Below are 22,457 nucleotides of genomic sequence, written 5' to 3'. Positions count from 1 at the left end.
GGGCAGGAGAAGCACATCAGCATTAAACCAAAATTAGCATAGTAACCACCGATGACGCTCAATCAGAGCGTCATACTTCCATTACTTTATTGTAGTTAAACAGTGATTTAATATTGCGCGCAATTTAAGTGGTTTAACCGGCTTTCCTAAAAAGCTAAACCCATGTTGGCGCATCAGCGCTTGATGTTCTGTTAACCGATCCGCACTGATCACTACCCCTTTAAAATGCGTCCCTAATTGGTTTCGACACCATAATAAAATGTCCAACCCCGTTTGTTGTTTAGCAAGATGATAGTCACTTAATATCGCATCTGGCTGCCAGCCATCAGACAATTGTTGTAAGACTTGTGGTTTATTCTCTGCAATCCGCACCTCACAATGCCATTGCTCTAATAAAGTCGTCATTGCTACTAAAATATGTGCTTCATTATCAATACAAAGCACTTTTAATTCCGCTAATGACCCCCCACTCGTATTCGGTAATGGCGAGGTTTTTAACGCCAACATCGAAGGCGAACAACGTCCAACCGCTAATGAAAATACGGTGCCATGTTGAGGCCATGATCGCAATCCTAACGGATGATCTAAAACCCGTGAGATCCCTCGTGCAATTGCCAACCCTAAGCCTAATCCATGATCGGCTCCGGTTTGATCCATACGCGTAAATTCATCAAAAATATCCGCTTGTTTCTCAATAGGGATGCCAGGGCCATTATCCCAAACCTCGATAAATAGTCGATCACCACGACGGCGCACACCTAATAACACCCGTCCTTTGGGGTTATAGCGAAAAGCATTAGTTAAAAAGTTCTGCAATGCCCGTCGCAATAACTTACTGTCTGAAAGGATCACCACATCACTCATTACCACTTTAAAATCAATTTGCTGCTGCACAGCCAACACCCCAAATTCAGCTTGCAAAACGCTTAAAACATCACTTACTCGTAACGGCACAATATGTGCTGCCAACTTTCCGGCTTCTAAACGTGACACATCAAGTAAATCACCAATAAGATCCTCGGCAGCACTTAATGCACTGGTGATATGAGACGCTAAAAGCGCACTTTGCTGGCCCTCACTGACTTCTACTAATGATGATGAGAATAACCTTGCAGCATTAAGCGGTTGCATTAAATCATGGCTCACTGCTGCTAAAAATCGGCTTTTAGAACGCGCTTGTGATTCAGCTTGTTGCGTTGCGACGATCAATTGCTGATTAAGTTGCTCTAACTGTTGAGTTCGTTTTTTAACTCGCGCTTCTAGGTTTTCATTGGACTCTTTTAAAGCCGCTTCAGCTTGGCGAAAAACGGTAATATTACTAAAACTCATCACAAACCCACCACCAGGCATTGGGTTACCTTGAACCTCAATCACCTGACCATCTGCACGTACTCGTGATGAAGTGTGGGAAGTTCCTTGCTGTAGATGTTGTATCCGTTTAGCCACATGCTGCTCAGGATCGCCCTCACCGCATAATCCTTGCTGAGCGTTATAACGAATAACTTCAGCAATAGGGCGTCCAACTTGAATTAATCCAGCAGGAAAGGTAAATAATTCTAAATAACGTTGATTCCACGCCACCAGCCGCAATTGTTTATCAACCACCGCAATGCCTTGGCTAATATGTTCAATCGCTCCTTGTAATAAGCCGCGACTAAAATCAAACATCTCTGACGCTTCATCAACAATAGTTGCGACATCTTCTAATTGCATGTGTCGACCTTGCAATGCAGAAGTGAGTACTAACCTTGCTGAAGAGCTACCAAATACACCCGCTAATACTCGTTCAGTATGTAAAATCATCGCGGGAGACGCTTGCTGATGTGGTATTAACTGACATTGATGTTGAATCGAAAACTGTAAAAAAGCCTGTCGCACTCGCTGCTGACCGACAAATTTTGCTGCTAACATTTCTAATTCAACTACCGTTACCCGCGTTTGATATAACTGTTCATTTTCTGCTGTAACCAAAGGAATGCCAACAAAAGTGGCGGCTTGCATGCGTTCAGTCAACGAAGAGCGGGTTGCGAGTGACACGCCGATATATAAGCTTAAGTTAACCAATAAACTTAGTAACATTCCCCAGTCAGCACGGTTTAATTGTTCTAAAAATGTGTATTGTGGTGGAGTTAATATTTCAAAGATCACCTTGCTTATTACACTGCCAGTTAAAATATCAGCTTGGTTAAACATCACCAATAACCACACCGTGATGCCACCAAACAAGCCGCAATAAACACCTTTTTTATTACCACTGTGCCAATATAACCCACCTAATAAAGCAGGAGAAAACTGCGCGATGGCAGCAAAAGATAACAGCCCAATCCCAGATAGCGATTCGACATTAGCAACAACAATATAAACCCCCCAAGCTGCGACCAACAACCCGCCAATTAACACTCGCCGAATTGTCAGTAACAGCCCAGAGAAGGCATCAAAATGTCGATTAGCCACTTTTAAACGTCGCAGCAATAATGGTAATACCACATCGTTAGAAATCATACTGGCCAGTGCTACTGTTGACACAATAACCATTGCCATTGCTGCCGATGTTCCACCAATAAAAGCCAAGAGTGCTAATGGAGCGATACCTTGTTGTAATGGTAAATTAATCACATAACTTTCAGCAGGAAATCCCTCGAGCCATTGCTGACCCGCAACAGCTAACGGCACCACTAGGCAGGCCATTAACAATAAATATAACGGAAATACCCATCGCGCTCGATGTAAGTCACTGGGGTGATTATTCTCAACCACAATAGTATGAAATTGACGTGGCAAACATAAGATCGCGGCCATTGTCAGGAGCAGGTGGATACTAAAGCTACCGCCATTGAACGGCTTAGATGCAAGTGCTTGCAAACCTGAAACTGCCTGCTGTGGCTGTTCTTTTAGTAACATTAACGCAAAAAAACCAATCACTAAAAAAGCCACCAGCTTAACCACTGATTCAAAAGCAATCGCCATCATCATACCGCGGTGATGCTCGGTTGAATCAATATGACGCGTACCACAAAAGATCGTAAAAATGGCTAATCCACATGCTACCACCAAGGCAATATTGATCGAGCTAAGCCCAAACTGATGATGTAATTCAGGAGCAATATACTCCACCCCAATGGTTATTCCGCGAAGTTGCAATGCAATATAAGGCAGCACACCAACGACTGCGATTAAGGTAACACACACCGCTAACCCTGGTGATTTACCATAACGAGCAGCAATAAAATCGGCAATTGAAGTAATGTGTTCACGTTTGGCAATCACGATTAATCGTCCCCATATTCGCCATCCAAAAGTGAACATGATTATCGGAGCTAAATAGATTGGCAAAAACGACCAAACATTGGCACTGGCCTGACCGACGGTGCCGTAAAATGTCCACGAACTACAATAAACGGCAATTGATAAGCTATAAATCCATGATCTTTTTGACGCTAACCATTGTGGTTTTTTATCGCCATACCATGCAATCGCCACTAAAACTCCGATATAAACCACTAATGCAGTGATTACTAGCCAGCCCTGTGTCATCAACCATCCTTGTGATAAAGCCCTACCTCACTGTAACGGAGTTATTCACTTTGGCTCAATCGATGCTGATCACAAATATCAGGGTAATGTTAATGTTGTCGTTATTAATACTGCTGTTATTGATACAGTTGCTCTACAGGCTTGCATTGCGATCAAAAAAAGCGCCACCATCAATCGATTACTCGACAATAGAAGCGCTTCTCATAATTACGATTGTGGTTTATTTCAGCCTCAATTTACCAGTGGCGTTAATGCCTGAGGTTGCTTATGTGGTAAAGGAAGTCGAATAAAGAAAACCGGGATCGCCATTGCAGCCATCACCCAAAATACATTTGCACTCCAATCACCGTAAATCCAACCACTAATAGAGGTCAAAATTGCCATCACCGCCCCTAATGGAATTGCATTATATAACGACTGCAATGCAACCATGTGATTTGAAGGTGAACGCTCAATATAACGAATAGCGGCTAAATGGGCCGCAGCAAAAGTCACACTGTGTAATGACTGTACCGCAAACATTGTCCACTGATCGGTAATTGTGGCTGTTAAGCCCCAGCGTACCAATACGCCTACGGCTGCTAATCGGAACATATTGTTAATCGACCAATTGGCAAATAAGCGCTTACTTATAAGGAACATCCCTACTTCTGCAGCAACACTGAAACTCCATAAATAACCAATCACTGATTCATCAAAGCCGATTTTTTGCCAATAAATCGAACTGAAACCATAATAAGCTGCATGACTGCCCTGCAACAACGCAGTAATCAACATCAATTTAACTACAGAGCTATCACGCAAAATATGCATTAACGCAGGACGAGTCTGTTCATGACTATTAACATCAACGGGCATAACAATAGGATTACGTGCCGCCATTATTTGTGCAAAGCCTAAACCCGCTAACGCAACCCATGGAATAATATCTGCCCCGTAACGCTGGGCACATAAACCCACCACGGTAGAACCTGCAATAAAAGCAATCGAACCCCATAAACGAGTGCGACCATAATCTAAGTGGCCTTCTTTGGCATAATGATTAGTTATCGCATCTGAAATCGGCACAATCGGCCCAGCAGATAGGTTAAATAACACAGTAACTGCTGCTAAAGCCCAGAGATTACCGCCACAAACAATATAAATAATACATGCCACTAGCCCCAGTAAGGTAAAGCCACGCAGCGCTGGAATGAGATGTTCAACTTTATGGATTCGAGGCGTGATCACCAAATTGGCAATACAACGCACTGCAAAACCTAACCCTAATAACAAGCCGATATCAGAGTCATCAACCCCTATATGTTTAAACCAGATCGCCCAAAAGGGTAAATACACCCCGTAAGAAAAGAAAAATCCCAATAGATATTGGGATGTCCAGCCATAAGGCTTACTTTTAAACATAATAGATCTCAAAAATGTGGTAGATGAAAAACTAAGCTATTATGCCGTAAATCAACCACTCGATCGTAATGGTTAGGTCATCTTTAATCGCAAATACTCTACCTTTGCAGTCTAATTGCGAGCATTGTCACACTCCATTTCAGAGAGAAAGTGCGCGGTATAGTTAAGACAGTGCACAAAACAAAATGTAACATTGATGCAACATTAACAGTTCACCACTTTGCGCCTCTATCTCATCCTAAAGTCTAATTGTCGTCAGCCATATAATCGTTCACTTTAATGACTAATGCTGCCTAAGCCATTGTTTGTTAGTTATTACAAACATCAGCACCCACAAAGGGAACAACTCAAGGAGAACAGGGATGAGTGAGGTTCATATTTATCCGGTCGATAGTACCATTGCCAGTAATGCCCATATTAATGATGACCAGTATCGTGAAATGTACCAACAATCAACCATAAATCCTCAAGGTTTCTGGCGTCAACATGGGCAAATTCTTGATTGGATCACCCCTTATACCAAGGTTAAAAACACCTCATTTGATAGCGGACATGTCAGTATTAAGTGGTTTGAAGACGGTGAACTCAATGTCTCAGCAAATTGTATTGACCGCCACCTTGCAGATCGTGGCGATCAAGCAGCGATCATTTGGGAGGGAGATGATCCCAATGATGACGCAACCTTAACCTATAACGATCTTTATCAACAAGTGTGTCAATTTGCTAATGCGCTTAAAAGCCAAGGAGTACGTAAAGGAGATGTGGTATGTCTTTACATGCCAATGGTCGCGGAGGCTGCAATAGCAATGCTGGCATGTACTCGCATCGGTGCTGTACATACAATTGTGTTTGGTGGTTTCTCCCCTGAAGCCCTTGCAGGACGAATTATTGATTCTAACGCTAAAGTGGTGATCACAGCAGATGAAGGTGTTCGTGGTGGCCGTACCGTTCCTTTAAAACAAAACGTTGATGATGCGTTAGCTAATCCGCAAGTGACTAGTGTTGAAAAAGTGGTGGTATTTCAGCGTACAGGTGGCAATGTTGAATGGCACAGTGAACGTGATGTGTGGTGGCATCAATTAACCGCAGTCGCTTCTAACCATTGCACACCAGAGCCAATGAATGCAGAAGATCCACTGTTTATTCTCTACACATCTGGCTCTACAGGTAAGCCTAAGGGCGTCTTACATACCACCGGCGGTTATCTTGTTTATGCCGCAATGACTTTTAAATATGTATTTGATTATCAGGCGGGTGATGTCTATTGGTGTACAGCTGATGTCGGCTGGATCACAGGTCACAGCTATTTAGTCTACGGACCGTTAGCTAATGGCGCGACCACAGTACTCTTTGAAGGTGTACCTAACTATCCATCAACCAGCCGCATGAGTGAAGTGGTCGATAAGCACCAAGTTAATATCCTTTATACTGCACCAACCGCTATTCGTGCCTTAATGGCTAAAGGTGAAGAAGCTATTGCTGGTACTAACCGTTCATCATTACGAATCATGGGCTCAGTCGGTGAGCCAATTAACCCAGAAGCATGGCAATGGTACCACCGTACTATTGGTGATAGTCGCTGTCCAATCGTTGATACATGGTGGCAAACAGAAACCGGCGGTATTTTAATTACGCCACTACCAGGTGCGACAGCACTCAAACCCGGCTCTGCAACGCGACCATTTTTTGGCGTTCAACCAGCACTGGTTGATAATGTAGGTAATATCTTAGAAGGTGCAACTGACGGTAACTTAGTCATGACAGATTCATGGCCAGGTCAGATGCGTACCCTTTGGGGTGATCACGAACGTTTTGAGCAAACCTACTTCTCGACCTTTAAAGGCATGTATTTCACTGGTGATGGTGCTCGTCGTGATGAAGATGGTTACTACTGGATCACAGGTCGAGTCGATGACGTGTTAAATATTTCAGGTCACCGTATGGGAACAGCAGAAATTGAATCGGCACTGGTGGCTTTTGATAAAATAGCAGAAGCAGCAATTGTTGGTGTACCGCATGCGATTAAAGGCCAAGCTATTTATGCTTATATCACCCTTAATGATGGTGAGTACCCTAGCGCCGAGTTACATAAGCAGGTCAAAGATTGGGTACGTAAAGAAATAGGTCCGATTGCTACCCCTGATTTTCTTCACTGGACAAATGCACTACCTAAAACTCGTTCAGGCAAAATTATGCGACGTATTTTACGTAAAATTGCCACTGGCGATACTGAATCTCTTGGTGATACTTCAACGCTAGCCGATCCAAGTGTAGTTGAGAAACTAATTGCAGAAAAACAGCAATTACTTTAACTCTCACTTATAACTAAAAAATTAATTAACCTAACCTAAAAAGACCACTGTAGTGGTCTTTTTTTATCCAATTATTAATGCTAATTTAGAACTAATTCAGCTTAGGATAAGCTACTTAACACTAAGATGTCGCGTTAACCTGTTTAATATTGAACATATTTATTGAAATAGCATTATTAAATATGCCTTTAAAACATCTTTTTTAAGCGCAATTATCACTGCTTAGTAATAACCGTCAAAAAACTATATTTATTACTAAATTCTTGCACTTAGTTACGTTACATTGACGTAAGATGAACGTATTCACATCTACTAACATTCTTACAGCGGCTTACAGCTGTTCGCGCAAAATGTGGTGATTAGACCAGTATTTTGCTGCGATTTGCGTTGAATTCTCTATAATTGGTTCACAATTAATGTTTGGTAGTAAAAAAACGGACACATGGAAGTCAACTTGTAGATAATTACAGGTTGTTCGAGTTTCCCCTCATAAACAAGTGATGAGACGTCAAGATGCCGACCGTTAAACGAATTTTACTGATTAATGGACCTAACCTAAATTTACTGGGTTTGCGTGAGCCTGATCATTATGGCCAACAAACACTTACACAACTGGTTCAAAAATTAACGACTACAGCCGTCGATTTAGGGGTGGTATTAGAACATATTCAATCAAATGCGGAGCATGAGTTAATTGATGCAATTCACCAAGCCCATACTAAGGTGGATTTCATTATAATAAACCCAGCAGCCTTCACTCACACGAGTGTTGCTATTCGCGATGCCTTGCTTGGTGTTGCTATTCCGTTTATTGAAGTACATTTATCTAACGTTCACGCACGTGAACCTTTTCGTCATCACTCTTACTTATCGGATAAAGCGGTAGGAGTGATTTGTGGTCTAGGCCCTGACGGTTATGAATTCGCCCTACAGGCAGCGGTTAATCGCCTGCATGCAGATAGCTAACTGAACAATATATAAAGAGAAAAATAATGGACATTCGTAAAATTAAGAAGCTAATTGAACTGGTTGAAGAATCTGGTATTGCAGAGCTAGAAATTTCAGAAGGTGAAGAGTCAGTTCGAATCAGTCGTAATGTACCCGCAACAGCGATGCCACAACAATATGCTGCTGCTCCTATGATGGCACCTGTTCAAGCAGCACCGGCTCAAGCACCAGCAACAGAAGCAACATCATTCCAAGCACCAGAAGCACCTGTTGTTGCTGCTGGTCATCAAGTTCTTTCACCAATGGTAGGTACTTTCTACCGTGCGCCAAGCCCTGAAGCAAAGAACTTTGCTGAAGTAGGTCAGTCAGTCAACATTGGCGATACTCTATGTATCGTTGAAGCAATGAAAATGATGAACCAAATTCAAGCAGACAAAGCCGGTAAGATCGTTGCGATTCTTGCAGTTGATGGCGACGCAATTGAATTCGACCAACCGCTTGTAATCATCGAGTAATCGAGGCTCCTGGCTATGTTAGATAAATTAGTAATTGCGAACCGAGGTGAAATTGCACTTCGAATTCTTCGCGCATGTAAAGAATTAGGCATTAAAACGGTAGCTGTTCACTCAACAGCAGATCGCGATCTTAAGCACGTATTATTGGCTGATGAATCAGTCTGTATTGGTCCCGCGCGCGGTATCGATAGTTACCTTAATATTCCTCGTATCATCAGTGCAGCAGAGATCACTGGCGCTGTAGCGATTCACCCTGGCTACGGTTTCCTATCTGAAAATGCTGACTTTGCTGAGCAAGTAGAGCGTTCAGGCTTTATTTTTGTAGGCCCTAAAGCTGAAACAATTCGTCTAATGGGCGATAAAGTTTCTGCAATCAGTGCGATGAAAAAAGCTGGTGTTCCTTGTGTTCCTGGCTCTGATGGCCCACTTGATGACGATGAAGCAAAAAATAAATCTTTTGCTAAGCGTATCGGTTACCCAGTTATCATTAAAGCCTCTGGTGGCGGCGGTGGTCGTGGTATGCGTGTTGTTCGCTCAGAAAAAGAATTGACTGAAGCGATCGCGATGACTCGAGCAGAGGCAAAATCTTGCTTTGACAATGACATGGTTTACATGGAGAAATACCTTGAAAACCCACGTCACATCGAAGTACAAGTACTTGCTGATGGTCAAGGTGGTGCAATTCATTTAGGTGAGCGTGATTGTTCAATGCAACGTCGCCACCAAAAAGTAGTAGAAGAAGCGCCAGCACCTGGTATTACTGAAGAAATGCGTAAGTACATCGGTGAGCGTTGTACGCGTGCATGTTTAGAAATCAATTACCGTGGCGCAGGTACGTTTGAGTTCCTTTATGAAAACGGCGAATTCTACTTCATTGAAATGAACACCCGTATTCAGGTTGAGCACCCAGTAACAGAAATGGTTACTGGCGTTGACTTAATTAAAGAGCAATTACGTATTGCTGCAGGTCAACCATTATCATTTAGCCAAAAAGATATTCAAATTCGTGGCCACGCGGTTGAATGTCGTATTAATGCTGAAGATCCTGAGCGTTTCCTTCCGTGTCCAGGCACGATCACTCGTTTCCACTCACCAGGTGGTATGGGTATTCGCTGGGAGTCGCATATCTACACAGGCTACACTGTACCGCCTTACTATGATTCAATGATTGGTAAGTTGATTGCTTACGGTGAAAACCGTGATGTTGCCATCTCACGTATGCGTAATGCATTAAGTGAAATGATCATTGACGGTATTAAAACCAATATTCCGCTTCAGCAACAAATTATGGCTGATGAAAACTTCCAAAAAGGTGGTGCTAATATTCACTACCTTGAAAAGAAGCTTGGTTTACAGTAATAACGTATCTAACGTTAAAAAGGCTGCCTAAAGGTGGCCTTTTTTATTATTAGCGATAACAAATCTTATCTGAATACGAGACATGGCATAAACGTCTATCTTTTGCCACAATAGCCCTCTTTTTTAACCGCTATCAGTGATTTTCTCAATTCTCTGATAAGCCTCTGACCAATAACAACTGGAGAAACCGCATGAAAACGCTTTCTGCCCGCTACCGCCAAGCGCATAAAGAAGCGCGCTGGGCGATAGGACTCGCGTTAGCTTATTTTCTTTGGTGGTATGTTTCCGCCTATGGGTTTGCCCCCGCTATTAATGACCTCAGTATGCCAACCCTCTATTTTGGTTTCCCATTATGGTTTTTGCTGTCATGCATTATTGGCCCAATTGTTTTTACAATACTTTGCGCCCTTATGGTCAAATTTATTTACCACGATCTCCCTCTTGAAATAACAGACGATAAACCACATGAATAGCCAACTTATCATTCCTTTGGTGCTCTATTTAGCCGCCGTTTTTGGCGTTGCACTCTATACTCGCCGTTTTCAGGGTAAGGGTAATTTCTTAACTGAATACCTTGTCGGTGGTCGTAGTATGGGTGGCTTTGTACTCGCGATGACCCTTGCTGCGACTTATGCCAGTGCCAGCACCTTTATTGGTGGTCCTGGTGCTGCTTATAAGATGGGGTTGGGCTGGGTATTGCTCGCCATGATTCAACTACCTGCAGCATGGCTAACATTAGGTGTGCTTGGCAAAAAGTTTGCGATTGAGTCTCGGCGTCATAATGCATTAACCCTCAATGATATTTTATATGCTCGCTACCAACACAAAGGCGTGGTGATCTTTGCTTCTCTATCACTACTATTAGCCTTCTTTGGCACTATGGTGGTGCAATTTGTTGGCGGCGCACGGTTACTGCAAACCGTCACTGGACTGTCTTATACTCATGGACTGATGTTGTTTGCGATCACGGTCGGACTGTATACCACGATTGGTGGCTTTCGTGCGGTCGTTATGACCGATACCATTCAAGGGATCATGATGATCATCGGTACGATCGCTCTACTCGTTGGAATCGTACATACCGGCGGCAGTATTGGTGCGCTGGTGACCAAACTGCATGATATTGACCCGGCTTTGGTTTCACCCTATGGTCCCAACCACTTTTTAAGCCAACCTTTTATGCTCAGCTTTTGGATTCTGGTGTGTTTTGGCGTCATTGGTTTACCTCATGCTGCAGTACGCTGTATGTCATATAAAGACAGCCGTTCATTGCATAAAGGCATGGTCATTAGCACCATTATGGTGGCGCTATTGATGTTCGGAATGCATTTAGCGGGTGCATTAGGCCGTGCTATCGTGCCTGATATCGCCAGCCCTGACCAAATCATGCCAACCTTAATGGTGACAGTATTACCACCAGCAGTTGCCGGAATCTTCTTAGCTGGTCCAATGGCAGCCATCATGTCGACCATTGATTCCCAGTTAATTCAAGCATCTGCAACCTTACTCAAAGATTTATATATCAATTATATTAATCCTAAAATCGTTGAAGGTGACGCAGCTGAAACCAAGTTGCCTAAGCTATCACTATGGGTTACAGGTATTTTTTCAGCACTGGTGTTTGTTGCGGCAATGAACCCACCCAATATGATTATTTGGCTTAATTTATTAGCCTTTGGTAGCTTACAAGCAGTATTCCTATGGCCATTAGTGTTAGGGTTATATTGGAAAAAGGCCTCAGCAACAGGCGCATTTGCCTCGATGATTGTTGGCCTAACCACCTATTTAGGATTATCACTAGGTAAACCCGATATGGGCGGTATGCACGCGATAGTGCCGACATTAGTCATTGGTTTACTTGCCTTTATTATTGGTAGTTATGCGCGCCCTAACCAGCCAAAAATCGCTGTAGCTAACGAATAGTGACTTGTTAATTTCACCAGCATAACCAAGAGCGTGTCTAGCGATACGCTCTTTTTTTATCTATTGTTTAGCATCTGCTAATGGGGATTGGTGAAATTTCATGCTAAACTGCGCCCCCTATGTTCAAGTAGTCACAAAATAAGCGAATAAACCATGCCTTGGATTCAAATTAAACTGAACGCTACTGCAGAGAACGCAGAAGCAATTGGCGACATGCTAATGGAAGAGACTGGTGCTCTATCCGCCACTTTCCTTGACGCACAAGACACGCCAGTTTTCGAGCCTATGCCAGGTGAAACCCGTTTATGGGGTGATACTGACGTTATTGGTTTGTATGATGCTGAAGCCGACATGGATTTCGTGCTGAACATGCTTAAAAACAGTCCGCTAATTGCTGATGATTTTGCTTATAAAATCGAGCAATTAGAAGATAAAGACTGGGAACGTGAGTGGATGGATAACTTCCACCCAATGCGTTTTGGTCGCCGTTTATGGATCTGCCCAAGCTGGCGTGAAGCACCAGAACCTGATGCCGTTAATGTATTGCTAGACCCAGGTTTGGCATTTGGTACTGGTACGCACCCAACCACATCACTGTGTCTGGAGTGGCTAGACGGTCAAGATCTTAACGGTAAAACGATTATCGATTTTGGATGTGGTTCAGGTATTTTAGCCATTGCTGCACTTAAATTAGGCGCAGCAAAAGTAATTGGTATTGATATCGATCCACAGGCTATTTTAGCTTCTCGTGATAATGCTAAGCGCAATGGCGTTTCAGACAATCTCGAGCTATATCTACCCCAAGATCAGCCACAAGGCATTCAAGCTGACGTGGTTGTTGCTAACATTCTAGCCGGCCCACTGCGTGAATTATCACCAGTGATTAAAAGTCTGGTAAAAAATGGAGGTGATCTTGCAATCTCTGGTGTACTTGAAAGCCAAGCAGAAGATGTTGCAACTTACTACAGCGATGAAATCACATTAGATCCAGTAATGGCACGCGAAGAGTGGTGTCGTATCTCGGGTCATAAAGCATAAAATTTACGGTAATTGGTTGCTGCTGTTGATTATTTTTAATTAATTTAATAGGTCAATTGATTGAAAATCATGCTGTTTTGACAAACAAAATCATCATGCTCAATTATTGGCCTTTTCAGCAGCGTAAAAAATGCGTAAAATGCGCGCCCTTACTGGCACAGTCAGGTAGAGACATTTTGCATATCGGTCCATATCAACTTAAAAACCAACTGATAGTCGCGCCAATGGCGGGTGTGACCGATCGGCCATTTCGTGAATTATGCCTTCGCTACGGCGCAGGCATGGCTGTTAGCGAGATGATGTCGTCAAATCCAGATCTCTGGAAGACGTCTAAATCGCTCAATCGCATGGTTCACGAAGGTGAATCAGGGATTCGTTCGGTTCAGATAGCAGGTGCTGATCCAAAATTGATGGCCGAAGCGGCGCAATTCAGTGTTGAAAACGGTGCGCAAATCATCGATATCAACATGGGATGCCCAGCTAAGAAAGTAAATAAACGATTAGCCGGTTCTGCGCTATTGCAGTATCCCAACCTGATCGAAGAAATTCTTCGTACAGTGGTGGACGCAGTAGATGTGCCTGTTACGCTTAAAACCCGTACAGGCTGGGATCTGGACAACAGGAATTGTGTCAACATAGCCAAACTCGCCGAACAATGTGGCATACAGGCCCTCGCCCTCCATGGACGTACAAAGGCTTGCATGTACAAAGGTGAAGCGGAATATGACTACATTAGAGCGGTGAAACAAGCCATCTCAATCCCAGTTATCGCTAACGGTGATATCGATAGCCCGGAGAAAGCACGCTTTGTATTGGATTACACCGGTGCCGACGCTCTAATGATTGGCCGACCTGCACAAGGAAAGCCGTGGATTTTTAGAGAAATCCACCATTACTTAACAACCGGTGAACACCTCGCTGCACCGTCAATTGACGAAATCAGTGAAATTATGTTGGGACATGTTAAGGCACTTCACCAATTTTATGGTGATTACCTAGGATTACGCATTGCACGTAAACACGTGTCTTGGTATTTGAAAGAACATGCACCAGCTGGTGATTTCCGCCGGACCTTCAACGCACTCGAGGATGCTCAACAGCAAATCGATGCGCTGCAAGGCTACTTCGAAAACGTTGCATAAATACTAGAAGAGCTTACAGAATTATGTTCGAACAAAATCTGACTTCCGAAGCGTTAACAGTAACAACTGTAACTTCACAAGACCAAATCACACAGAAACCATTACGTGATTCAGTGAAGGCATCCCTTAAAAACTACCTTGCTCAATTAAATGGTCAGGAAGTCGACGATCTGTACGAGCTTGTGCTTGCAGAAGTTGAACAACCACTACTAGACACTATCATGCAGTACACTCGCGGTAACCAAACTCGCGCTGCAACCATGATGGGTATCAACCGTGGTACGCTACGTAAGAAGCTAAAGAAATACGGCATGAACTAAACCATATTGGTTTAATGATTGTAAAAAAGCCCATTTCATCATCACGATGAAATGGGCTTTTTCATTATTAAAACAACAAATACATTAATCATGTGCAGTATTAGATTTATTTAAAAAGTCATATTTAAACCATTTATGTACTTGCTCACATTGACGACATTGAATAATACGTCGAATAAAGATCCGTTGATAAAATTTACGATGTACCCGCTCAACATCATATGATTGGCAATAATTACATTGATTCATATCTGATCTCTTCCCAGAATAATACCCAACAGGTAGCATACATGAATAAGATCAACATAAAACCAGAACTATAAATAAAACACACCTAAATGATATTAATGATTTCATTATCTCATAAAGCCTATTTACCCAAAGAAAATAGACAGTTAATTATTACTAAATAATGATTTCAATCACCATCACAGTTCAATACTAAAGAATATATTTACGGCTTGAAGTACATCAGAACAATTAACGTTCTGATTTATTTAAAAACGTATACTTAAAATGTTTATGTATATGACCGCATTCGTTACAGATCTTTACTCGTTTAATCAATAAACGTTGGTAAAACTTTCGATGTATTCGTTCAACATCATAAGATTGACAATTATCGCACCTAGGCATGTGGCAAATTCTCTATTGAGTTAACAATGCACTAATCATACCTAAGTAACAATAACATAACAAAATACTCTAAAGGGATGCCTGGCCTGCTATCTTAATAAATAGCATTAATTCCACTATCTATTATTCACTACTATCAATTAATCGATGTAATGCCGCTATCAATGCCGCAACACCAATCTCAATCTTACTGCGTGGACAGCCTACATTTAAGCGCACATAACCACCCCCCTCAACACCATATGTGTCTCCACGCATGATAGCGACGTGATAATCATTAATTAATAATTGCTGTAATGCATCCATATCAATCTGAAGTGGAGTTAAATCAATCCAAGCTAAATAAGTTCCTTGCGGTACTTGGTAATTGAGTGCAGGAAAAGCCTGATTTAATTGTTCAGCCACATACGCTAAATTGCCATGCAGATAATCCTTAAGGCTCACCAGCCACGGTTCACCGTCATTGTAAGCTGCAATATGACCAATAACGCCAAGAATAGAAGGTGATGATAGCCCATGAGCAGCTTTAAGTTGGGTTAAATACTCTTGCTGAGTACATTGATCAGCAATCACTGCATACGCGCCTGTCAATGCGGGAATATTAAAAGATTTAGACGCTGAAGAAACTAAAGCCCATTGCTGATCAACGGCAATTTGTGACCATGGAATATAATCACTAAAGGCAATGTCCATATGAATATCATCAGAAATTACCTTCACACCATATTGGTGACAAATTTGTACCATACGCTCGAGTTCATCACGCGTCCATACTCGTCCAGTTGGGTTTTGAGGACTACATAATAACAACACCTTACATTCAGATCGTGCTGCTTGTGCCTCAAACTGTGGCCAATCAATCTCATAGCTACCAGCTTTCGTTTTCAATAATGGGCTGGTTAACAACTGACGCTGATTAGCACTGAGCATATTGGCAAACGCATCATAAGCTGGCGTATGAACCAATACGCCATCACCCACTTCAGTCCATAACTGCACCAACTGCGAAATGATATAAATCACAGACGGTCCATAAACAATACTATTAGGATCAATATTGCTGTGATAGCGACGTAGGAACCAACCACTAATGGCATCTTTAAAATCCGCATGGTTCCATCGACTATAACCAAACACCGCATGATCTAATCGTGTTGAGAGTGCTTGTTGAATACAAGGGGCTACTGCAAAATCCATATCTGAAATCGTAAACGGTAATAAATCATCACTGCCAAACCGATCTGCAACATAATCCCATTGAGTACAATAAGTGCCATAACGGTTAACAGGCGTAGAAAAATCAAACATAACAACCTCGAAAACAACCAAGTCAAAACAATATAAACATCAAAAAAAAGCGGAGCCGTAAGCTCCGCCCATTTTATTATGCGCTAGCGGGTAGCAACCCTTGAATTTCGTTTTTCACCATATGGACTTGAGGTCCAATCACCACTTGCAGATTATGATCATCAAGTTTCACCACCCCTAAAGCACCATTGGCTTTTAATACCGCATCATTAACTAGGCTCATATCATTAACTGACAAACGTAAACGGGTAATACAGTTATCAAGTGACACTAAATTATCCGCACCACCTAATGCCGCTAAAATAATATCACCTTTATAACCCGTCGTTTTTTCACCTGTAACCGCAAACGCCAGTGCATCTTTAGTTTCAATCTCACGGCCTGGGGTTTTAAGATTAAAACGAGTGATTGCAAACCGGAACACGCTGTAATAAACCACAAACCAAATTGCAGCAACCATGGGTACTAAATACCATTTTGTTGCCGTACCTTGTAGCACACCAAAAATTAAGAAGTCGATAATGTTGCCGTCAGTATTACCAATCGTCACGCCCAATAACCCCATCACCATAAAGCCAAGGCCAGTTAAAATGGCATGCACAACATATAGCGCAGGTGCAACAAACAAGAACAAGAACTCTAACGGCTCGGTAATGCCACCGATAATACAAGCGATCACGCCTGATAATAATAACGCTTTCACTTTGCCACGATTTTCAACACGTGCACAATGGTACATCGCCAGCGCTGCGCCTGGTAAACCACCTAAGAACACTGGCATTTTACCTTGAGATAAAAAGGCAGTTGCAGAGCCAGAGAAGCCTTGAGATGTTGGACAAGCCAACTCAGAATAGAAAATATTCAGTGCGCCACTGACTGTTTTCCCACACACTTCTAACGAACCACCGGCCTCAGTAAAACGTACCAAAGCAACTAAAACGTGATGTAAGCCAAACGGTAATAATAAGCGCTCACCAGTACCAAATAAGAATGGGCCAAACGGACCAGCATGAGAGATTAAGTTACCAATTCCAGCAATACCCATCGCAAAATAAGGCCATACTAGTGGTACGATCAAACCAACCACACCCAAAACTAAGGTTGAAATAATCGGCACAAAACGCGCACCACCAAAGAAAGCTAACGCATCCGGCATCTTATAGGTATAAAAACGTGCATGCAGTTTAGCGACAATAATACCGACAATTACCGCGCCCAAAATACCAGTATCAATCGATTCGACCCCAAGGATTAATTTAACCCCATAAGCCTTCTCTTCGGTTGGGTTACCAATCACCCCTGCAACGGTTAGATAAAAATTGATCGAGAGATTTAAAGCGGAATAACCAACAAAACCTGCAAACGCTGCCACCCCTTTTTCTTCACGCGCTAATCCTAATGGAATCGCAACAGCAAACATTATTGGCAGATAAATAAAGGCAACTAAACCAATTTTAGTCATCCACATAAACAGCAATTGCAACAAGGTGTTATCTAAAAATGGCATGCTTTCTTTTACTGCGGCACTCGATAATGAACTACCGATCCCCAATAAAATGCCCGAGAACGCCAACAATGCGACCGGCAGCATAAAGGTTTTGCCTAAACTTTGGAAAAATTCCCACAGGGTCGTCTTAGGTGCGGATTTTGGTGCAGATTTAGCCATAATGAGTCACTCACTAACGAGACATTCAACGTCGATAATAAAGAGGTAAATCGTTTTAGCTCTTTATTGAAAAAAAACGTCGACAAAGATGAGCTCAAGACTTCTGCCAACGCTTTTGATAAATTACGCAGCAAATGATAAAACGTTTTACCCAACTTTATCGCTAGCAAGATCACGGAAATATAGTGTGCTAGCACCCATTTCCAAATTTGTGATGCTGTTAGAATAATTGCAATCAGCATAACGTTTTTAAATGCAAATCAATGAATAGGACCCATCTTCTATGGCGACTAAGACACCCAAAATAAAAATAACTGATGTCGCAGCCTATGCTGATGTATCTGTCTCTACTGTCTCGTTAGTGCTCAGTAACAAAGGCCGTATATCTACCGCAACCATTGATAAAGTAAACCAAGCGGTTACTGCATTGGGCTATGTTCGTAATACCGCCGCTGCCAATTTACGTACTTCCCATTCAAACTTAATTGGCTTGGTATTAACGGATATTACCGATCCCTTTTATACTGAAATTACCGCTGGTATCAGCGAACAGCTAGAGCAACAAGGCTATTTATTATTTTTGGCTCAATCTAATCACAACCCACACAAATTAATCCAATGTGTACAATCAATGATTCAACAAGGTGTTGCAGGCCTCGCCTTTAGTCCCGAAAGAGAAGCCACTGCAACAGTGATTGCAATGGCACAGCAAGCAGGTATCCCTGCTGTTTGTTTGGCACGAGCGACGGTGAATAATGAGGTAGATTATATCGGCCCAGATAACCACCAAGCAGCGGTAGTGGCGAGTAAATATCTGATTGAACAAGGCCATCGCCATATTGCCTACGTCGGTGGTTCCGGTGAATCTTTAACTCGCGCAGAACGGCTTGGCGGCTTTGGTAGCACCCTGATGCAATACGGATTACCGTTTAAAAATGAATGGATAGTAGAAGGTGATAATAACCAAATCCATGCTGCAGCAACGGTACAGCAACTGTTGACCCAACACCCTAAGATAACCGCGATTCTGTGCCATAACCCAACCATTGCACTTGGAGCGATATACGGTGTTAAACGCAGCGGAAAAAGTGTGGGTAAAGATAATTATATTGATCAGCAAGTGGCGATTATTAGCTTTGATGATATTACTGAAGCCACATTGAGCCAACCGTCACTGACCGTTGTCAGCTCACCAATCAGAGAAATCGGCCAACAAGCAGGCCAGCGTTTACTTGCTCGAATGAAAAGTGATGATGGCATAACTCAACGTTTAATACTTGCACCACAGCTTATTTGTCGCGACTCTGCTTAAATGCACTCCATAAAAAAAGCTTCGTCAATAACGAAGCTTTTTTTACAAACAAATCTGCTCGAGGTGGCTTATAAGTAGTCACATAAGTAAGCAGTCGTCTTGGTCACTTTAACGTGGAATGCACTATCGCCAGGGACTTCAAAATCATCACCTGCACCATAGGTTTCCCAATCAACATGGCCCGGTAATTTTACGGTAAGTTCGCCTTTCACTACCGTCATACGCTCAGGGGCAGCTGTCGAAAAAGTATATTCACCCGCAACCATTACACCAACACTGGCATGATCACCTGCAGATTCAAAGCCAACTGATTTTACTTGGCCATCAAAATATTCATTCACTTTTAACATTGAATTTCCTTATTGCTAAACGGGTAAAGCAAATTTTCGAAGCCCTGAAACTATCACAAATTTAAATGAACCCCTAACGAAAAATACTCGTCAAAAATATGACGAACTAACCTGATTTTGACTTGGATCAGCACTAAAAAACGCTACACTAGCAATCATTATTATTTATGGAGTTATTTACATTGAAAAAAATCACTATCGCTGCCATGGTTTTTAGCATTGTTGCTGTTGCCGGATGTTCAACTCAAAACAAACAAGACATGAAACAAGGTTTAACTGAAGTTGGTCATGCAACACGTGATGCAACCAAAGCAACTGGTCATTTCTTTCGTGATACCACTAAAGATGTGATTGAAAATGTTAAACAAGCGACCAGTGATTAATGATCACAATGGCATTGTCCTGAACTACACGGCTCTGGTGTTACTGCGGGGTTGGTCATATCATCACTGTCATTTAATGCCCCCAAAATCGAGCAATGACTGGCATCATCATTACGATGACCACAACAGGCATCATTGATTTTTTTTAATGCACCTCGAATCCGCTGTAGTTCAGCGATTTTACTATCAACTTCATTCAATTTAGCTTGAGTGATTGCTTTTACTTCAGCACAACTGTGCTGACTAGCTTCAAGTCGAATATCAAGCAATTCACAAATTTCACCTAGACTTAAACCTATCGCTTTCGCCCGTAAAATAAATTTAACCCGTGATAAATTACCTTCGCTATAGAGGCGATAACCACTGTCACTGCGACCTGCTGGCTCAATCAAACCATTCTTTTCATAAAAACGTAATGTGTCACTACTGACATTACATAATTTTGCTAACTGTCCAATTAAGTACATTCTTACGCCCTTTCACTTGCTCGATATATCAGTGATCACCCTCAAATAGCAAACGTTTGCGCAATGTAAATATTCATGTAGAATAGGCATCAGATTGATACATATCGTTCACTAATTCTTGGCTTTGCTCGATTTTAGCCGAGGATATTTCCCAACGCCAATCTAATCCCACATAGATTGGCGTTGGAAAATATCCTATTCACTGTGTATTAGAGAGATGGTAGCAATGGAAAACGTTCGTCCTATTCGCCGCGCGCTGCTAAGCGTATCAGACAAAACAGGTATTGTTGAATTCGCTCATGCCCTTGCCAATCGCGGCGTAGAAATTTTATCTACAGGTGGTACCGCGCGTTTACTTGCAGAGCAGAACATTCAAGTCACTGAAGTTTCCGACTACACCGGTTTTCCAGAAATGATGGATGGCCGCGTAAAAACCCTTCACCCTAAAGTACATGGTGGTGTTTTAGGCCGCCGCGGCATCGATGATGCAGTGATGGCACAACACGGTATTAATCCTATTGATATGGTAGTAGTTAATCTCTACCCATTCGCTGCAACCGTTGCGAATCCAAACTGTAGTTTAGAAGATGCAGTCGAAAATATTGATATCGGCGGACCGACTATGGTGCGCTCAGCCGCTAAAAACCACAAAGACGTAACGATTGTGGTTAATGCTAACGATTATGATCGCGTCCTTACTGAAATGAGCGCCAATGATGGCTCATTAACCCATGCAACGCGTTTTGATCTTGCTATTTCGGCTTTTGAGCATACTGCTGCTTACGACGGTATGATTGCCAACTACTTCGGTACTATGGTGCCTTCTTACGGCGACAATAAAGAAGGTGATCAAGAATCAAAATTCCCACGAACCTTCAATCAACAGTTCGAGAAAAAGCAAGACATGCGCTACGGTGAAAACAGTCACCAGGCAGCGGCATTCTATGTTGAAGCCAACCCACAAGAAGCGTCTGTGGCAACCGCGACTCAACTGCAAGGCAAAGCACTGTCTTACAACAACATCGCTGATACCGATGCTGCACTTGAATGCGTCAAAGAGTTTGACCTTCCAGCTTGTGTGATTGTCAAACATGCTAATCCATGTGGTGTTGCACTTGGTGATAATCTGCTTGAAGCTTACGATCGCGCTTATAAAACCGATCCTACTTCAGCCTTTGGCGGCATTATTGCTTTTAACCGTGAACTTGATGCAGCAACCGCCCAAGCTATCGTTGATCGCCAATTTGTTGAAGTGATCATTGCGCCTAAAGTCTCACCACAAGCAACAGCTATCATCGCAGCCAAGAAAAACTTACGCCTGCTTGAGTGTGGCGAATGGTCGACTAAAACCACAGGTTTTGATGTTAAACGTGTCAATGGTGGGCTATTGGTTCAAGATCGTGACCAAGGCATGGTATCGGTTGATGATCTCACTGTGGTATCAAAGCGCCAACCAACAGCTGACGAATTACGTGATGCACTATTTTGTTGGAAAGTAGCGAAATACGTCAAATCGAACGCGATTGTTTACGCTAAAGGCAATATGACTATTGGTGTCGGTGCCGGTCAAATGAGCCGAGTTTATTCTGCCAAAATTGCGGGTATTAAAGCTGCTGACGAAAACCTAGAAGTAGCAGGTAGCGTTATGGCCTCTGATGCGTTCTTCCCATTCCGTGATGGTATTGATGCTGCAGCAGAAGCCGGCATTACTTGTGTTATTCAACCAGGCGGTTCAATGCGTGACGATGAAGTTATTGCGGCGGCTGATGAGCATGGCATGGCGATGGTATTTACCGGTATGCGTCATTTCCGCCACTAAGTTGTTATTACTTTAGTGATC

At 42.5% G+C, this 22,457-nt stretch carries 19 protein-coding genes; 12 read left to right on the top strand and 7 right to left on the bottom strand.

Annotated elements, in window-relative coordinates; genetic code table 11:
• Positions 1 to 81: 81 nt before the first annotated feature.
• Positions 82 to 3,534: a PAS domain-containing hybrid sensor histidine kinase/response regulator gene (locus PAND9192_RS15980; RefSeq protein ID WP_087854564.1), complete on the bottom strand. Its 3,453-nt coding sequence runs from the start codon at positions 3,532 to 3,534 to the stop codon at positions 82 to 84.
• 231 nt (positions 3,535 to 3,765) lie between these two features.
• Positions 3,766 to 4,938 (bottom strand): 3-phenylpropionate MFS transporter, encoded by a 1,173-nt coding sequence (locus PAND9192_RS15975; RefSeq protein WP_087854563.1) that lies wholly within the window; start codon positions 4,936 to 4,938, stop codon positions 3,766 to 3,768.
• A gap of 362 nt (positions 4,939 to 5,300) precedes the next feature.
• Between PAND9192_RS15975 and acs the strand changes: the two genes are divergently transcribed.
• The 9 genes from acs (at position 5,301) to fis (ending at position 14,495) form a co-directional block, all read left to right on the top strand.
• Positions 5,301 to 7,250: an acetate--CoA ligase gene (gene acs, locus PAND9192_RS15970; protein ID WP_087854562.1), complete on the top strand. Its 1,950-nt coding sequence runs from the start codon at positions 5,301 to 5,303 to the stop codon at positions 7,248 to 7,250.
• Positions 7,251 to 7,763: 513 nt separating this feature from the next.
• The gene (gene aroQ, locus PAND9192_RS15965) at positions 7,764 to 8,216 is read left to right on the top strand and encodes a type II 3-dehydroquinate dehydratase (protein WP_060998660.1); all 453 of its coding nucleotides are present in this window, start codon (positions 7,764 to 7,766) and stop codon (positions 8,214 to 8,216) included.
• 26 nt (positions 8,217 to 8,242) lie between these two features.
• Positions 8,243 to 8,713: an acetyl-CoA carboxylase biotin carboxyl carrier protein gene (gene accB, locus PAND9192_RS15960; RefSeq protein WP_087854561.1), complete on the top strand. Its 471-nt coding sequence runs from the start codon at positions 8,243 to 8,245 to the stop codon at positions 8,711 to 8,713.
• A gap of 15 nt (positions 8,714 to 8,728) precedes the next feature.
• On the top strand, positions 8,729 to 10,072 hold the full coding sequence (gene accC, locus PAND9192_RS15955; protein ID WP_060998658.1) for an acetyl-CoA carboxylase biotin carboxylase subunit: 1,344 nt from the start codon (positions 8,729 to 8,731) through the stop codon (positions 10,070 to 10,072).
• A 191-nt stretch (positions 10,073 to 10,263) separates the two neighbouring features.
• Positions 10,264 to 10,545 (top strand): YhdT family protein, encoded by a 282-nt coding sequence (locus tag PAND9192_RS15950; protein ID WP_036788894.1) that lies wholly within the window; start codon positions 10,264 to 10,266, stop codon positions 10,543 to 10,545.
• Positions 10,538 to 11,995: a sodium/pantothenate symporter gene (gene panF / locus PAND9192_RS15945; protein ID WP_087854560.1), complete on the top strand. Its 1,458-nt coding sequence runs from the start codon at positions 10,538 to 10,540 to the stop codon at positions 11,993 to 11,995. The genes PAND9192_RS15950 and panF overlap by 8 nt, the downstream gene beginning before the upstream one ends.
• Positions 11,996 to 12,148: 153 nt before the next feature.
• Positions 12,149 to 13,033: a 50S ribosomal protein L11 methyltransferase gene (gene prmA, locus PAND9192_RS15940; RefSeq protein WP_087854559.1), complete on the top strand. Its 885-nt coding sequence runs from the start codon at positions 12,149 to 12,151 to the stop codon at positions 13,031 to 13,033.
• Positions 13,034 to 13,209: 176 nt separating this feature from the next.
• The gene (gene dusB / locus PAND9192_RS15935; RefSeq protein ID WP_060998727.1) at positions 13,210 to 14,175 is read left to right on the top strand and encodes a tRNA dihydrouridine synthase DusB; all 966 of its coding nucleotides are present in this window, start codon (positions 13,210 to 13,212) and stop codon (positions 14,173 to 14,175) included.
• A gap of 23 nt (positions 14,176 to 14,198) precedes the next feature.
• Positions 14,199 to 14,495 carry a DNA-binding transcriptional regulator Fis gene (gene fis / locus PAND9192_RS15930; RefSeq protein WP_005372656.1) on the top strand — a complete coding sequence of 99 codons (297 nt, stop codon included), beginning with the start codon at positions 14,199 to 14,201 and terminating at the stop codon, positions 14,493 to 14,495.
• An 84-nt stretch (positions 14,496 to 14,579) separates the two neighbouring features.
• On the opposite strand, the gene PAND9192_RS20725 is transcribed toward fis, so the two are convergent.
• The 3 genes from PAND9192_RS20725 to malX form a co-directional block, all read right to left on the bottom strand.
• The gene (locus tag PAND9192_RS20725; RefSeq protein WP_159458259.1) at positions 14,580 to 14,744 is read right to left on the bottom strand and encodes a hypothetical protein; all 165 of its coding nucleotides are present in this window, start codon (positions 14,742 to 14,744) and stop codon (positions 14,580 to 14,582) included.
• Positions 14,745 to 15,254: 510 nt separating this feature from the next.
• The gene (locus tag PAND9192_RS15925; protein WP_087854558.1) at positions 15,255 to 16,439 is read right to left on the bottom strand and encodes a MalY/PatB family protein; all 1,185 of its coding nucleotides are present in this window, start codon (positions 16,437 to 16,439) and stop codon (positions 15,255 to 15,257) included.
• A 76-nt stretch (positions 16,440 to 16,515) separates the two neighbouring features.
• Positions 16,516 to 18,105: a maltose/glucose-specific PTS transporter subunit IIBC gene (gene malX, locus PAND9192_RS15920; protein WP_087854557.1), complete on the bottom strand. Its 1,590-nt coding sequence runs from the start codon at positions 18,103 to 18,105 to the stop codon at positions 16,516 to 16,518.
• 283 nt (positions 18,106 to 18,388) lie between these two features.
• Here malX and malI point away from each other — a divergent pair, with 283 nt between their 5' ends.
• Positions 18,389 to 19,417, top strand: a complete 1,029-nt coding sequence (malI, locus tag PAND9192_RS15915; RefSeq protein WP_087854556.1) for a Mal regulon transcriptional regulator MalI — start codon at positions 18,389 to 18,391, stop codon at positions 19,415 to 19,417.
• Positions 19,418 to 19,485: 68 nt separating this feature from the next.
• On the opposite strand, the gene ppnP is transcribed toward malI, so the two are convergent.
• Positions 19,486 to 19,767 carry a pyrimidine/purine nucleoside phosphorylase gene (ppnP, locus tag PAND9192_RS15910; RefSeq protein ID WP_036788928.1) on the bottom strand — a complete coding sequence of 94 codons (282 nt, stop codon included), beginning with the start codon at positions 19,765 to 19,767 and terminating at the stop codon, positions 19,486 to 19,488.
• A 182-nt stretch (positions 19,768 to 19,949) separates the two neighbouring features.
• Between ppnP and PAND9192_RS15905 the strand changes: the two genes are divergently transcribed.
• Complete coding sequence (locus tag PAND9192_RS15905; RefSeq protein ID WP_231730737.1) at positions 19,950 to 20,150, top strand: hypothetical protein; 201 nt, start codon at positions 19,950 to 19,952, stop codon at positions 20,148 to 20,150.
• Here PAND9192_RS15905 and zntR read toward each other — a convergent pair.
• Positions 20,147 to 20,617 carry a Zn(2+)-responsive transcriptional regulator gene (gene zntR / locus PAND9192_RS15900; RefSeq protein ID WP_087854554.1) on the bottom strand — a complete coding sequence of 157 codons (471 nt, stop codon included), beginning with the start codon at positions 20,615 to 20,617 and terminating at the stop codon, positions 20,147 to 20,149. The two genes, PAND9192_RS15905 and zntR, sit on opposite strands and share 4 nt — an antisense overlap.
• A 226-nt stretch (positions 20,618 to 20,843) precedes the next feature.
• Here zntR and purH point away from each other — a divergent pair, with 226 nt between their 5' ends.
• Positions 20,844 to 22,436 carry a bifunctional phosphoribosylaminoimidazolecarboxamide formyltransferase/IMP cyclohydrolase gene (purH, locus tag PAND9192_RS15895; RefSeq protein ID WP_087854553.1) on the top strand — a complete coding sequence of 531 codons (1,593 nt, stop codon included), beginning with the start codon at positions 20,844 to 20,846 and terminating at the stop codon, positions 22,434 to 22,436.
• Positions 22,437 to 22,457: the final 21 nt, after the last annotated feature.

The sequence above is a fragment of the Photobacterium andalusiense genome, assembly GCF_900185625.1.
GTDB classification, from domain to species: domain Bacteria; phylum Pseudomonadota; class Gammaproteobacteria; order Enterobacterales; family Vibrionaceae; genus Photobacterium; species Photobacterium aquimaris.
This window is presented reverse-complemented; position numbering and strand designations above follow the sequence as displayed.